We start from the raw sequence: 13,398 nt of genomic DNA, 5'->3' as shown, positions 1-13,398 counted from the left end.
ATTCCTCTGTGACTGGCCGCGCCGCGCGCCGCACTCTCGACGTTGAGATTCTAGCCGAGTCCACATCGGGTCACCGTGAAACGCGAGGCGATGGGGTCGTCCCCCGCGAGAGTCGCGCGGGACATTCTGAGGCTATCCTTTAGCCCAAGAGCGTGTCTGTGGTAGGGTACCGGCGCTCTAGTCGGCGTTACGTTTTGGAGACGCCGAAAATCCTTCCAAACTAGAGCATCTCCCCCATGCCCCAGAATGATCAAACCGCCAAGACGGGACTCATGTCGCGGCTTGGCGATCCTCTCGTGCTGCTGCTTACCATCGGCTTCATCGTCGCCTTCGTCGGCCTCTCGCTGTACGACATCCAGGGCGTTGCCGACGGCATCGCCAGCGGTTTCGCCTGGACCGCCGCGACGCTGGGCACCTATTTCCAGCTGCTGCTGCTGCTGACCTTCCTGGTCGGCATGGGCGTAGCCATCTCCCCCGCCGGCCATGCTCGGGTGGGTAACCTCGATTCGCCACAGATCAGCACCTTCAAGTGGCTGTCGATGATCATGTGCACCCTGCTGGCCGGCGGTGGCGTGTTCTTCGCCGCGGGCGAGCCGATCTACCACTTCGTGGTCACCCCGCCGGCCTTCGACACCGAAGCCGGTACCCCGGAAGCGGTCGCCGGGGCCCTCGCCCAGTCGTTCATGCACTGGGGTTTCCTGGCCTGGGCCGTGCTCGGCACCCTCACCGCCGTGGTGCTGGCGCATGCCCACTACGTGAAGGGCCAGCCGCTGCAGCCGCGCACCCTGCTCTATCCGGTGCTCGGCGAGCGCATCATGAAGGGCTGGTTCGGCAGCGTGGTCGATGCCTGCTGCGTGATCGCCGTGGTCGCCGGCACCGTTGGCCCCATCGGCTTCCTGGCCACCCAGGTGAGCTTTGGCCTGCATGAGCTGTTCGGCGCCTCCGAAGGCTTCGGCACCCAGCTGATGATCCTGTTGGCGCTGGCGGTGGTCTACGTCACCTCGGCGATGACCGGCATCCACAAGGGCATCCAGATCCTCAGCCGGTTCAACGTCTTCCTGGCGCTGGCCATCGCCGCGGTGATCTTCGTCTTCGGTCCGACGCTGTTTCTCACCAACGCCTTCACCCAGGGCTTCGGCGAATACCTGACCTCGTTCTTCGCCATGGCGACCATGACCTCCGAGACCGCGCCGGCCTGGTGGATGCAGTGGTGGACGGTGTTCTTCTTCGCCTGGTTCATCGGCTATGGCCCGCTGATGGCGATCTTCGTGGCGCGCATCTCGCGGGGCCGTTCGATCCGTCAGATGATCCTGGCCGTGGCCGTGATGGCGCCGATCGCCACCGCGATGTGGTTCACCCTGCTCGGCGGCTCGGGCATCCACTACCAGCTGACCGGCGTGATCGACCTCACCGAGGCGCTCAACAACTTCCAGTTCGACGTGGCGACCCTCACCGTGGCCCAGGCGCTGCCGGGCGGCGGCCTGATGGCGATGGCGATCCTGGTGCTGACCAGCATCTTCGTCGCCACCACCGGCGACTCCATGAGCTATGCCATCGCCGTGGTCTGCACCGGCCACGACGACCCGAACCGTCTGGTACGGGCCTTCTGGGGCATCGCCATGGCCATCATGGCGGGCATCCTGCTCTACATGGGCGCCGGCCAGATCAGCGCCCTGCAGCAGTTCATCGTGATCACCGCGATCCCGGTGTCGCTGGTGCTGCTGCCCTCGCTGTGGACAGGGCCGCGTGCCGCCTACGCCATGGCCCGCGAGCAGGGCCTGGTGGCCGAGCGCAACGCCAAGGCGAGTGCCGCCAAGCACTGAGGCGACACCGCCGATGCCCGGGCCGGCAGGCCCGGGCGTGACGCGCCGAAGAGGCCTCGAGTCAGCGATGACTCGGGGCCTTTTGCCGTTCGTGGCCGGCCGAGACGGGCGATCAGCCCCCGCTCTCTTCTCCCGCGAACGGCACCCCTCTAGACTTTCGTCGCAATATACGGACCCTTCTTCACTTTCCATAAAGCGGCCCGTTAGTTTTCCTGATGCTGATTGGGCCGACACCGGCGCTGCCGCACCATCCCCGCAACTAACACCAATGGATGAGGGCGAGGCAGTGTCTGCGACCATACTACCCAAGGACGACGGTTCTAACGGCTGGTACCGGATGCTGCCGCCGGCGGCCCCCGCCGACGTCTTGCGGCGTGCCAAGGACGTCGACTGGCTGGTCATCGGGGCCGGCTTCACCGGCCTGGCCGCCGCCCGGCGGCTGGGCGAACTGCGCCCGCACCAGTCGGTGGCCCTGCTGGAGGGACTCCGGGTCGGCCAGGGCGCCTCGGGACGCAACTCCGGCTTCGTGATCGACCTGCCCCACAAGCGGGACCTGGAGAGCGAGGACGACCGTCGCAAGCAGCGCCAGCTGAGGCTCAACCGCCAGGCCATCGCCGATCTCCAGGCCCTCGTGGAGCGCCATGGGATCGACTGCGGCTGGTCCATCGAGGGCAAGTATCAGGGGGCCGTCGGCGAGCGGGGCCTGGCCTTCCTGAACCACTTCGAGACCTGCCTGAAGATGCTCGACTATCCGTACGAGCGTCTCGACGGAGATGCCCTGGCGAGTCGACTGGGCACGCGACACTACGCGGCCGCCATCTACACCGCCGGCGGCGCCCTGATGCAGCCCGCAGCGCTGGTGCGAGGACTGGCGGATAGCCTGCCATCCAACGTGGCGCTGCATGAGGAGAGCCCGGTCGTGACGCTCACTCGGGAGGCCGGCCGCTGGGTCGCCCAGACCCCCGAAGGGCGGGTGCGAGCCGACGGCCTGATCCTCGGCTCCAACATCTACTCCGGCCAGTTCGGTTTCCTGCGCCGTCGCATGCTGCCGATCATGACCTTTGCCAGCATGACGCGTCCGCTGACGGTCGAGGAGCGCACCGGCTTCCTCGATCGCCAGTGGGGCCTGACGCCGGCCGATCACGCCGGCACGACGCTGCGCATGACCCACGACTTCCGCCTGATGGTGCGCAACCAGTATCGCTTCGTGCCGAAGTATCACGACGACCCGAGGGCACGCGCCGCCATCCGCCAGGGCCATCGCGACTCCTTCCTCGCGCGCTACCCCCAGCTGGCCCACGTCCCATTCGAGGAGACCTGGGGCGGCGCCTGCGGGCTCTCCACTAACTTCGAGCCCTGGTTCGGCCAGGTCGCCGACAAGGCCTGGATGTCGGGCATTCATCAAAGCGTGGGGGCCAGCCGCGGCACCATCTCGGGACGCCTGCTGGCGGAGATGGCACTGGGGGAAACCTCGGAGCTGCTCTCCGACATGCAGGCCATTTCCGACAAGCCGGGGCTCAACCCGCCAGAGCCCTTCCTCAGCCTGGGCGTCAAGACACGCCTGCGCTATGCGGCCTGGGCCAGCCGCAGCGAATTCTGAACGCGCTAGATGCTGCTCGCGATAGAAGCAGCTAACGAACGATCCGATAACGACAAATGGAGCAACGCCAATGAATATCTGGGATCTGGTCCTCGACCTGGGCATCGCCAGCCTGCTGCTGCTGCTGGCCAAACTCATCCGCGTCAGGGTCAGCGCGATACAGCACCTGTTCATCCCTGTCTCGATGATCGCCGGGCTGCTGGGGCTGGCGCTCGGCCCCTACGCTCTGGACGTGCTGCCCTGGTCCGACAGCTTCACCTCCTACGCCGGCGTCCTTATCACGGTGATCTTCGCCGCCGTGGGCCTCGCCACCCAGTTTCCCAGCGCCCGTGAGGTGCTGGGCCGGGCCGGCACCCTGTGGGCCTTCAACCAGACCGTGACGGTCAGCCAGTGGTGCGTCGGCCTGGTCGCCGGCTGGCTGATGGTGGCGACCCTCTGGCCCGAGCTGAGCCCCGGCTTCGGCCTGATCATGCCGGCCGGCTTCATGGGCGGGCACGGCACCGCGGTGGCCATCGGCGAATCCTTCCAGCAGCTGGGCTGGGGCGACGCCTTTACCCTGGCGCTGAGCTCCGCCACCTTCGGCATCTTCGCCGCCATCTTCCTGGGCATGGCCCTGCTCAACTTCGGCGTCAATCGTGGCTGGCTCAAGGGGCTGCCGCGCTTCGCCGACATGAGCACCGAGCTGCGCCGCGGCCTGGTCAAGGAAGAGGACCGCCGCGTCGTGGCGCGCGAGGGCATCTCCTCGATGTCGGTAGACACCTTCGCCGTGCATGCCGCGGTGGTGCTGGTGGTCACGGCGCTGGCCTTCCTGATGAGCAACGCGCTCTCGGGGCTGCACGACCTGGTCTCGGTGCCCAAGTTCGCCTGCGCCTTCCTGCTCGGCTGCATCGCGCGCACCGTGCTGCAGAAGTCCGGCGCCGGCCGCTTCCTCGACGACGGCATCTTCAACCACACCGCTGGCGGCGCCACGGATTTCCTGATCGTCTTCGGCATCGCCTCCATCCAGATCTCGGTGCTGATCACCTATGCCGTACCCATGGCGCTGCTGATGGCCGCGGGCCTGGCGATGTGCATCTTCCTGGTGCTGGTGGTGGCGCCACGCATGCTGGGCGAGGAGTGGTTCGAGAAGGGAATCTTCTCCTGGGGCTGGATGACCGGCACCGTGGCCATGGGCATCCTGCTGCTGCGGGTGGCCGACCCGCAGATGAAGAGCAAGGTGCTCGACGACTACGCCATCGCCTACGTGCCGGGCGCCGTGGTCGATATCCTGCTGATCTCGCTGATGCCCATGCTGGTCCTGAGCGGCTACGGCTGGCAGGCCCTGGCCGGCATGCTGGGCTACATCGTGATCGTGCAGCTGCTGGCTCGCACCTTCCGCGGCTCGGCCGCCCGCCTGCAACCGGCCGGCTAGCCGCCCCCAAGCCGGCGCCGTACTCATCGTCTCGGGCAGCGCCGGCCGCGTGGTATATTGAACGATTGACTCCCGACGGGCGCCTCGCCCCTCGGGAGTCATCTCACTCGATACCGGCCCGGCATGATCATGACAAGCTCCCCACCCCGTCACGACCTCCCCGATCTCCGACAGCTCCAGGCGTTCTGCCAGATCATCGACTGTCGCAGCATGGCCGAGGCGGCCAGGACCCTGGGGTTCACGCAATCGGCGATATCCCAGTCGCTGACGCGGCTGGAAAAGCAGCTGGGGCTCACGCTGATCGACCGCCAGTGCCGCCCCCTGAGGCCTACGGTCGCCGGCGAACGCCTCTATCGCGAGAGCCGCTCCCTGCTCAGCGAGGCGCGCAGCGTGGTCGCCAATGTCGGTCGCTCAGGCATGGATGCCACCCCCTTCCTGCGCTGCGGCTTCGTGGACTCCTTTGCCTCCGTCTTCGCCCCGCTGGTGGTCAACCGGCTGGGGACGAGGGTCGAGGAGCTGACGCTGCGCTCCGGCTTCTGCGAGCCCAACGAAGAGAGCCTCCTGCAGCGCCATATCGACGTGGTGGTGACGTCCAGTGCCATGGAGCACCGGGACGGGCTGGAGCGGCATCACCTGTTCAGCGATCCGTATCTGCTCGTCCTGCCGCCCGAGCGGCGGGTCGACAGCCGCGAGGCGCTGGTCAAGATGAGCCGCTCCCTGGGAATGATTCGCTACTCTCGCCACTCGCGCATGGGGCTGGACATCGACATCCACCTTCGGCGCCTGGGGCTCGAGTGCCAGCGACGCATCGAGTTCGATACCACGGACACCATGCTGGCACTGGTCCAGGCACGACTGGGCTGGGGCATCACCTCGGCGCTGAGCCTGATGCACGCGCGCTACGAGGCCTTTCAGGTCCGCCTAGCGCCCCTGCCGGGGCCGGCCCTGCAGCGGGAGTTGTATCTGCTTGCCTGGGAGGGCGAACAGGGCACCCTGCCGGCCGAGCTGGCCCGCTTCTGCAGCCGCCACTACGAGGCCGCCATTCGCCCCGAGATCGAGAAGATGCTGGCGGCGGGCTGAGCGCGCCCACCGAGGGGCGCGCCGCCTGGCCTCAGGCCTACTGCTCGAGCAGCGCCTTCCAGTTACCCGGATAGACCGCGTAGCCGAACAGCGCCTTGCCGCGGTACTTGAGCCATGTGCCGTTGGGCAGCCACAGCATCTGCCCCGGCGTGACGACATGCGTCTCCTCCCGAGTCTCCACCTCCAGAGCCCCCTCGATGACGAAGATGATCTCGTCATAGAGGACCGTCCATTCGACCTCGGCCCCGTCCCAGCGGGCAAAGCCGGCACCCATGGTCTGGCTGAGATCGGTCGAGACGGTGCGCCCGACTTCGGCGTGGCCGGGCGGGCCGCCGCGGTGAGTGAAGGCGGTGTCCCGATGATCGAACTTGATGGCTGGCATGAGGTGTCTCCCTGCGGCATGAACGGTTGACGTCGCGGCCCGCCCAGGCCCGGCTCGAAGCCGAGTCCCGACGACGCGCCAGCAACGGCCGCACGGTATGTCAGCGCCGAGGGCGTGGGCCAACGGCTTCAGAGACACTAACGACGCCCATTAGATGCGCTAAGGCGCGGCGTGCGGATGCATGTCGCCACGGCCTCCCCTATGCTGGGCGCCAGCACCATCACGGGAGACATCGAGACCATGTGGGACCAGCGCGAGATCACCCTGGCGCCGCGGACGCGGGGCTTTCACCGGGTCACCGATGAGATCGTCGCCGGCCTGCCGCGGCTGGCCGAGGTAAGGGTGGGGCTCCTGCACCTTCAGCTGCTGCACACCTCGGCCTCGCTGACCCTCAACGAGAGCGCCGACCCGGACGTTCGCCACGACATGGACGCCTTCCTGCGCGACCTGGTGCCCGGCGACCTGCCCTACTTTCGCCACACTCTCGAGGGCGATGACGACATGCCCGCCCACGTGGCGGCCAGCCTGCTTGGCACCCAGCTGACCGTAGCCGTGCGCGAAGGGCGCCTGGCCCTGGGCACCTGGCAGGGCATCTGGCTGGGCGAGCATCGTGACCGGGGCGGCTCGCGTCGCCTCATCGCCACGCTCCAGGGAAGCATGGACGGCGTCTCGCGGTAACGACCGCGAGCCGACCCACATCGGGCGCCGACGAGGCCGAACGACCGGCCGCATCGCCCGGCCGCATCGCCCGGCGCGCTTACTCGGCCCCCAGCCGCTCGATGCGCTCCAGCGTGAGCCGGCGACCTTCTGTCGGCGAGAAGCGGAAGTGTCCCTTCACCCGCACGGCCTCGCCGAGATACGGCGCGATGCGCTCGTGAGGGAAGATCTCGACCCGGTGCAGGTCCTCGTCCTCGATCCAGTAGTGCAGCGGGTCATCAAAGTGGCGCACCACGCCCTGGGTCGCCACGCGGCTGTCGTCGTGGGCGGCGGGGTTGTCGGCCAGCACCGGCAGCGGCACCTCGGCGACACCTTCCTCGTCGCCACACCCCGTCAGCGACAGCGCGGCGAACAACAGCGTGGCGAACCTCAGGGCCGCGCCGGTGCCGGCGAGTCGTCTTTGAGCGCTCATCGTGCCTATCCCTCGTGGTCGATGCCGGGCCGGTGCATAAGCCCGACTTGCCGCATGATTCGTCTAGTCATCGGACGGTGACTCGGCGTTGGACGCGTCGTCGATCTTTTCCACCCTGGCCGGGCGCCGGATCCGCCGGTGCTCCGGCGTGTCGCCCCGGGCAATATCGTGCTCGCTGAGCACCACCACCGACCTGGGCCACCACTCGGGGTGATGGTCACGGATGAAGGCCAGGAGCTTCTCGCGGACCTGCGCCTCGGCCGCCCAGGCGCCCATGGGCTCCGGGCTCGTCAGGTAAAAGGAGATCTCCTGCGTCGCCTCGTGCTGGCCCGTCACGTAGCAGGCCAGCGAGTGGTGATCGATGACCTTCTCCTCGGCCATCGCGAACTCCTTGAACTTTTCCCGCAGGGTCGCCACGTCGGCGCTGATGTGCAGGGTCAGCACGATGGTCTGACAGAGCTTCGCGTTCTTCGAGGAGAGGTTCTGGAAGGGCTTCGAGATGAAGTACCTCACCGGCACGACCAGTCGCCGTTCATCCCAGGTCCTCAGGCGGATGAAGGTGTAATAGATGCCCTCCACGTAGCACCACTGATCCTCGAAGATCAGCAGGTCGCCGATGCGGATCGGCTTGGTCAGCGAGATCTGGAAAGAAGCCAGGATGTTGCCGAGTACGGCCTGACCGGCGATGCCCACCAGCACCGTCACCACACTGGCCGAGGCCAGCAGGGTCACGCCGAGGGTCTCGAACAGGCTGACCTGGGCGATCACGTAGATCGCCACGCCCGTCACGGTGATCAGGATCACGGCGCGTCGCAGCGCGTGGAGAGTGGTCAGCAGCTGGCGCTCGTCGCGACTCTTGGTGTCGTCGATCTCGCCCACCAGGCGACGCGTCATCCGGATCAGCAGGGTATCCACCAAGCGCAGCGCGATCAGGCCCACGCCCCAGGCCATGATGATCACCAGCAGCCCGCGGAAGATGGCGGTGACCAGGCCCGAGAAGGAAACCACGTAATCGAGCAGCCACTGTGTCAGCAGCGACATGACGATGAAGGCCAGGGGCAGCCGGATCATCTGCGCGAAGACGCTGGAGAGCCCCGCCGGCAGGCGGCTCGCCAGCAGGCCCATCAGGGCATGGGCGAACCACCCCACCGCGCCGATGAGGCACAGGAAGATCGGGATGGCGAACCATTCCCAGAGTTTCAGCTTGCCGAAGGAGACCTGGAAGCGCTCCGGGATCTGGTCCTCCAGCCAGGAGGGGCCATATTTCTCGTAGAGCCGGGGGATCGCGGTGATCGTCTCCGGGGCGATCAGCCACACGGGCTCCTGCTCTCCCGCCCGGTAGCGGGCGATCCGCACCTCGTAGCTCTGCCCATCGAGGTCGAGGCTGGCGAGCTCGAGGTTGCGCCTTGACTGGCCAACGCGGGAGCTCTTGCCCGAGGACTCCACGACCATGGCATCCTGACGCGAGGATAGGCTCGAGACGTTGATCCACTCTCCCCGCTGCAGAACGGCAGCGAGCTGCCTGGCCAGCACCGCACCGCGCTCGGCCTGCTCCTCTGGGGGCAGATCGAGGAGATTGAGGAGATGGGCCGCGGCCGCATAGTCCTCGTCCTGGGTCAGCGTCAGGAAGCTGCGAACCGCGTCTCGCGGCGTCCTGCGCTCGATCTCGTCGGGCGGCTGGCCAAGGCCGGTATTCAAGGCGTCGACGCTGAACCAGCGGGTCTCCTCGCCCTCCTCCTGGGCCACGCCCGGACAGGAGAGGGCCAGCAGCCACACCATCAGGATCCCTGTAAGCGAAGTCTTCATAAGCGTCCTTCCCGAAGCGTCGGAAATTCCCTGTTCCCCCAGTCGTCGCCCTCCGGGCCGCCGCCGGCCAACCATGCCGGGAGCGCGAGGCGAGGTTCTCGTTGATCCAGTGTAGCGGCTCGGGCCCCCTCATCTCTCGCGCCAGACCCGACACCGCCTCTCGCAACCGTCGTGCCAGAAGCGACCGCTCATCGGCGCTTTACCGTTCTCGAAGGGCGCCGCTTTCCCAGCTATCGAGCTCCGAGGTAGGCTGGGGGTCGATCCCGGGCATGGCCCGCCACGTTATCCGAGAGCCCCCGATGCCGCCACCTCGTCCGCTGCCCCTTCGTTCCCTCAGCCGCCGCGCCCTGCCGGCCTGGCTCGTCGTTGCCCTGGTCGTTCCCTTGTCCACCGCCCTCGCTGCTCCTCTCGACACGCCCCTCGACACGCCCCTCGACACGCCCCTCGACACTCCTATCGACGACCAGGCCCGGGCGTGTCCCGCGCCAGGACAGTGGGTGACCGACGACGGCGAGCGGCACTCCACCGCGGCGCTGATGCCCGAACTCGCCGAGCGTCGGGTGCTGCTGCTCGGCGAGCAGCATGACCGGCTCGATCATCACCGCTGGCAGCTTTACACCCTGGCCGCCCTGCATGCCCATCGCCCGTCCATGGTGATCGGCCTGGAGATGCTGCCCCGGGAGGCTCAGCCGGCGCTCGACGCCTGGAGCGCCGGCGAGCTCGACGAGGACGACTTCCTCGCGGCGAGCGACTGGCAGCAGGCCTGGGGCTTCGATCCCGCGCTCTACCTGCCGATCCTGCACTTCGCGCGGATGCAGCGGATTCCGCTGGTGGCCCTCAACGTCACGCCCGCCCTGCGCGGGCGCCTGGCCATGCAGGGCTGGGGGGCCGTCCCGGCGGAGGAGCGCTTCGGTATCACCCCGCCGGCACCGGCCGCGCCGGCCTATCGCGAGCGCCTCACGGCGATCTTTGAGCGGCATGTCGATCTCGATGACGACCCCGCGGGCCTTAAGCGCTTCATCGCCGCCCAGCTGGTCTGGGACCGCGCCATGGCCGCAGCCCTGGCAGACGCCGCGCGCGCCGGCAACCTGGCAGGGCACGACCCGCTCGTGGTGGGGCTGATGGGCCAGGGGCACCTGGCCGACGGCGACGGCGTGCCCGCCCAGCTCGACGACCTGGGCCTCACCGATCACCAAAGCCTGCTGCCCTGGCCTCCGCAAGGCGACTGCGCCGCGCCGGCGGAGCACGCCGACGCCCGCTATGTGCTGGGCGATGAATCCGCCTTCCAGCCCGCCGACCCGCTGCGCCTGGGCGTGCTGCTCGAGGCCCACCCGGACGGCGTGCGTATCGTGAGCGTCAATGAGGGGAGCGTGGCCGAACAGGCCGGCCTGGCGGCGGGCGACGTGATCGTCACCGCCGCCGGCGTCACCGTCGAGGTGCCCACCGACCTCAACCTCATCCTGCGCCGCCAGGCCCCGGGCACCCTGCTGCCGCTGGGGGTCATGCGCGACGGCGTCACCCGGGAGCGGCTGGCGCGCTTTCCCCCCGCGAGCTGAGCAGACAGAAAGACGGTATTGAAGGAGCGTGTCGAAGGGACGGTGTCGCCGAAGAGACTATGCTGAAGGGATGGAAGGCACCATCAACCCACAGGGAGGCCACCACTATCGATCCCGGCCCTAGCGGCCGAAGGAGGAAGTGTCATGAGCATGCCCATGACGATCCGAGAGTATCTCCGCGCCTGTGACATCGACTTCGAGGAAGTCCCCCACCCCCGCGAGGTGAGCAGCAGCCGCGTCGCCGAACGGGCCCACATTGCCGGAAACCAGATGGCCAAGGCGGTCATGTTGAAGGGCGACGCGGGCTATCGTCTGGCCGTGCTGCCGAGCACCTGCGACGCCGATCTCGACCGCCTCTCGGCGCTCTTTCACGAGAAGGTCGAGCTGGCCTCGGAGCCACAGATCGCCGAGACGTTCACTGACTGCGATCCCGGCGCCACCACCCCGGTGGGCCAGGCCTACGGCCTGCAGGTCTACATCGACGACATGCTGCGCCACCAGCCCGATATCTACTTCGAGGCCGGCGACCACCGGACCCTGGTGCACATGAGCGGCAGCGAGTTCGACCGCCTGATGACCGCCAGCCCTCACGGCCACTTCAGCCGGCACCACTGAGCCGCCGGCCCGGGCCAGCCATCGTCACCGCGCCCTTCCGGCCGCGGCCATGCCTCATGGTCGCGGCCTTCTTGTCGCTCTATTGTCGTTCTCTTGTCGATCGTCGTGTCGCCCATCGAGCGCCCGTCCGACGGTTATCGACGCCGAGTCGGACGCCTCAACGCCTTGCCCCGCGCGAGACCCCCGCCTACACCTTGTAGATGAAACCGCTTTTCGCCGTCACCCGCGCCGGCCGTGAGCCGCTGGCCGTCGCCCGCTTCCTGGGGCTCGTCCTGCTGGGCGCCGTGATCGGCGCCGTCGCCGCGCTGGTCGCGGTGGGCTTCGTCGCCGCGGTGCTCGGGCTCAATGACCTGCTGCTGATCTCGCCGCGCAGTCGCATGATGTTTGATCACCCGAGCCTGCTGCTGGTCATCACCGTCGCGGTGCCGACGCTCGGTGGCCTCGCGGTCGGCCTCGTGCATCTCGCCATTCCCGAGCGGCGCCCGCATACCCCGGCCGATGCCATCGCCGCCGTGCAGACGCGTCGCGGCCGGCTGCCGCTTCGGGCCGGCGGCCTCTCGGCGCTCAGCGCCCTGATCTCGCTGGGCGCCGGCGCTTCGGTCGGCCAGTACGGCCCGCTGGTGCACCTGGGGGCGACCCTGGGATCGCTCGGCGCCCGGCTGCTGCGCCTGGGTCGCTCCGAGGACAACGTCACCATCGCCTGCGGGGTGGCCGCCGCCATCGCCACCGCCTTCAACGCGCCCCTGGCGGGCATCGTCTTCGCCCACGAGGTGGTGCTGCGCCACTACGCCCTGCGCGCCTTCGCTCCGGTGGCCGCGGCCGCCCTGGTCGGCCATGTGATCGCCGCCAACGTCCTCCAGCGCGGCGCGCTCTTCCACGTCGCCGAGACCGCCGTGCCGCGCCCCTGGGAGTTCATCGCCTTCCTGGCGATCGGCGGCCTCGGCGCCCTGGTAGCGGGGGGCTACATGAGCACCCTGCTCGGCGTCACGCGCCTGGCGCGGCGCCTGCCGCTGGCCGCGCCGCTGCGCCCGGCACTGGCCGGCGCGCTGCTCGGCCTCACCGCCCTGTGGGTCCCCGATATCCTCGGCATGGGTCAGGAGACCCTGCGCTTCGCCACCATCGCCGGCGCCTTCGACAGCGCCGAGCTGCTGCTGGTCCTGGTGCTCAAGATCGCCGCCACCGGGCTCTGCCTGGGCATGGGCTTCGGTGGCGGAGTATTCAGCCCGGCGCTGGTGATCGGCACCCTGTTCGGGGCGCTGTGTGGCACCCTGGTCGGCCAGCTCAGCGGCGCCCCCCAGGAGACCTTCGTCTTCTATGCCGTCTGCGGCATGGTGGCAGTCACCGCCCCGGTGATCGGCGCGCCCCTGACCAGCCTGCTGATCGTCTTCGAGCTGACCGGCAGCTACGCGCTGACTACCGCCGCACTGGCGAGCGTGACCCTGGCGAGCCCCATCGCCGCCCAGCTGTTCGGGCGCTCGCTGTTCGACATCCAGCTCGTGGAGCGCGGCCTGGACCTTTCCGCCGGGCGCGGCCGGGCCGTGCTGCGGGGGACCCCGGTGATGGAGCACCTGACGGACGACTGCGTGACTCTCAGGCCGCAGACACCGGTGGACGAGGCGGTCACCGCGCTGTGTCGCGCCCGCCACGGCGAGGGCTACCTGGTCGACGCGGAGGGGCGCTATCGGGGCTGCGTGAGCCTGGCCGACCTGGAAGCGGCACGGGAGGCCACTCAGCAGGGCATGCAGAACGCCCCGCCGGGAGACAGCGGAGCAACGCAGCGGGTGGGTGAGATCGCCCCGCTGGCCCGCCCCGTGCTGGCGCCCGACGCCTCGCTCTGGGACGCCATGGCCGCGCTCGAAGACGTCATCGGGGAGGCCCTGCCGGTGGTCGACGCCGAGGGCGCCTTCCTGGGGGTGGTCTTCGAATCGAGCATCACCCGCGCCTACCTGGCACACGGCGACGAGCTGCGACGGGAGGAACATGGCACGGGATGAAC

At 68.5% G+C, this 13,398-nt stretch carries 11 protein-coding genes; 8 read left to right on the top strand and 3 right to left on the bottom strand.

Annotated elements, in window-relative coordinates; all coding sequences use genetic code 11:
• The first annotated feature begins 236 nt into the window (after positions 1-236).
• The 4 genes from RSO68_RS13805 to RSO68_RS13790 all read left to right on the top strand — a co-directional run bounded on the left by RSO68_RS13805 (position 237) and on the right by RSO68_RS13790 (position 5,914).
• Entirely contained in the window at positions 237-1,823 is a 1,587-nt protein-coding gene (locus RSO68_RS13805; protein WP_089850786.1) for a BCCT family transporter, read from the top strand.
• A 286-nt stretch (positions 1,824-2,109) separates the two neighbouring features.
• Positions 2,110-3,423, top strand: a complete 1,314-nt coding sequence (locus tag RSO68_RS13800; protein ID WP_315586988.1) for an NAD(P)/FAD-dependent oxidoreductase — start codon at positions 2,110-2,112, stop codon at positions 3,421-3,423.
• Positions 3,424-3,493: 70 nt separating this feature from the next.
• Complete coding sequence (locus tag RSO68_RS13795) at positions 3,494-4,834, top strand: sodium/glutamate symporter (protein ID WP_315586987.1); 1,341 nt, start codon at positions 3,494-3,496, stop codon at positions 4,832-4,834.
• Positions 4,835-4,963: 129 nt separating this feature from the next.
• Entirely contained in the window at positions 4,964-5,914 is a 951-nt protein-coding gene (locus RSO68_RS13790) for a LysR family transcriptional regulator (RefSeq protein ID WP_315586986.1), read from the top strand.
• A 37-nt stretch (positions 5,915-5,951) separates the two neighbouring features.
• Here RSO68_RS13790 and RSO68_RS13785 read toward each other — a convergent pair whose 3' ends face one another.
• Positions 5,952-6,296 (bottom strand): AraC family ligand binding domain-containing protein, encoded by a 345-nt coding sequence (locus RSO68_RS13785; RefSeq protein WP_315586985.1) that lies wholly within the window; start codon positions 6,294-6,296, stop codon positions 5,952-5,954.
• Between the two features lie 240 nt (positions 6,297-6,536).
• Here RSO68_RS13785 and RSO68_RS13780 point away from each other — a divergent pair, with 240 nt between their 5' ends.
• Entirely contained in the window at positions 6,537-6,974 is a 438-nt protein-coding gene (locus RSO68_RS13780; RefSeq protein ID WP_315587014.1) for a secondary thiamine-phosphate synthase enzyme YjbQ, read from the top strand.
• A 79-nt stretch (positions 6,975-7,053) separates the two neighbouring features.
• Here RSO68_RS13780 and RSO68_RS13775 read toward each other — a convergent pair whose 3' ends face one another.
• Together RSO68_RS13775 and RSO68_RS13770 are read right to left on the bottom strand one after the other, a co-directional pair.
• On the bottom strand, positions 7,054-7,425 hold the full coding sequence (locus tag RSO68_RS13775) for a hypothetical protein (protein WP_315586984.1): 372 nt from the start codon (positions 7,423-7,425) through the stop codon (positions 7,054-7,056).
• A gap of 63 nt (positions 7,426-7,488) precedes the next feature.
• Positions 7,489-9,231, bottom strand: coding sequence for a mechanosensitive ion channel family protein (locus RSO68_RS13770; RefSeq protein ID WP_315586983.1), 1,743 nt, complete (start codon positions 9,229-9,231; stop codon positions 7,489-7,491).
• Between the two features lie 299 nt (positions 9,232-9,530).
• Here RSO68_RS13770 and RSO68_RS13765 point away from each other — a divergent pair, with 299 nt between their 5' ends.
• From RSO68_RS13765 to RSO68_RS13755, 3 genes are all read left to right on the top strand, one after another.
• Positions 9,531-10,787, top strand: coding sequence for a ChaN family lipoprotein (locus RSO68_RS13765; RefSeq protein WP_315586982.1), 1,257 nt, complete (start codon positions 9,531-9,533; stop codon positions 10,785-10,787).
• A 144-nt stretch (positions 10,788-10,931) separates the two neighbouring features.
• Positions 10,932-11,402: an aminoacyl-tRNA deacylase gene (locus tag RSO68_RS13760; protein WP_089850780.1), complete on the top strand. Its 471-nt coding sequence runs from the start codon at positions 10,932-10,934 to the stop codon at positions 11,400-11,402.
• Between the two features lie 200 nt (positions 11,403-11,602).
• The gene (locus RSO68_RS13755) at positions 11,603-13,396 is read left to right on the top strand and encodes a chloride channel protein (RefSeq protein ID WP_315586981.1); all 1,794 of its coding nucleotides are present in this window, start codon (positions 11,603-11,605) and stop codon (positions 13,394-13,396) included.
• The last annotated feature ends 2 nt before the right edge of the window (positions 13,397-13,398 follow it).

Origin of the sequence: Halomonas saccharevitans, assembly GCF_032333995.1 — a bacterium.
Classification (GTDB): domain Bacteria; phylum Pseudomonadota; class Gammaproteobacteria; order Pseudomonadales; family Halomonadaceae; genus Halomonas; species Halomonas saccharevitans.
This window is presented reverse-complemented; position numbering and strand designations above follow the sequence as displayed.

What these genes read in the sequence shown, in the direction of transcription:
- RSO68_RS13805 (WP_089850786.1), top strand. Translation starts at nt 237, where the DNA reads ATGCCCCAGAATGATCAAACCGCCAAGACGGGACTCATGTCGCGGCTT.
- RSO68_RS13795 (WP_315586987.1), top strand. Translation starts at nt 3,494, where the DNA reads ATGAATATCTGGGATCTGGTCCTCGACCTGGGCATCGCCAGCCTGCTG.
- RSO68_RS13790 (WP_315586986.1), top strand. Translation starts at nt 4,964, where the DNA reads ATGACAAGCTCCCCACCCCGTCACGACCTCCCCGATCTCCGACAGCTC.
- RSO68_RS13785 (WP_315586985.1), bottom strand. Translation starts at nt 6,296, where the DNA reads ATGCCAGCCATCAAGTTCGATCATCGGGACACCGCCTTCACTCACCGC.
- RSO68_RS13780 (WP_315587014.1), top strand. Translation starts at nt 6,537, where the DNA reads ATGTGGGACCAGCGCGAGATCACCCTGGCGCCGCGGACGCGGGGCTTT.
- RSO68_RS13775 (WP_315586984.1), bottom strand. Translation starts at nt 7,425, where the DNA reads ATGAGCGCTCAAAGACGACTCGCCGGCACCGGCGCGGCCCTGAGGTTC.
- RSO68_RS13770 (WP_315586983.1), bottom strand. Translation starts at nt 9,231, where the DNA reads ATGAAGACTTCGCTTACAGGGATCCTGATGGTGTGGCTGCTGGCCCTC.
- RSO68_RS13765 (WP_315586982.1), top strand. Translation starts at nt 9,531, where the DNA reads ATGCCGCCACCTCGTCCGCTGCCCCTTCGTTCCCTCAGCCGCCGCGCC.
- RSO68_RS13760 (WP_089850780.1), top strand. Translation starts at nt 10,932, where the DNA reads ATGAGCATGCCCATGACGATCCGAGAGTATCTCCGCGCCTGTGACATC.
- RSO68_RS13755 (WP_315586981.1), top strand. Translation starts at nt 11,603, where the DNA reads ATGAAACCGCTTTTCGCCGTCACCCGCGCCGGCCGTGAGCCGCTGGCC.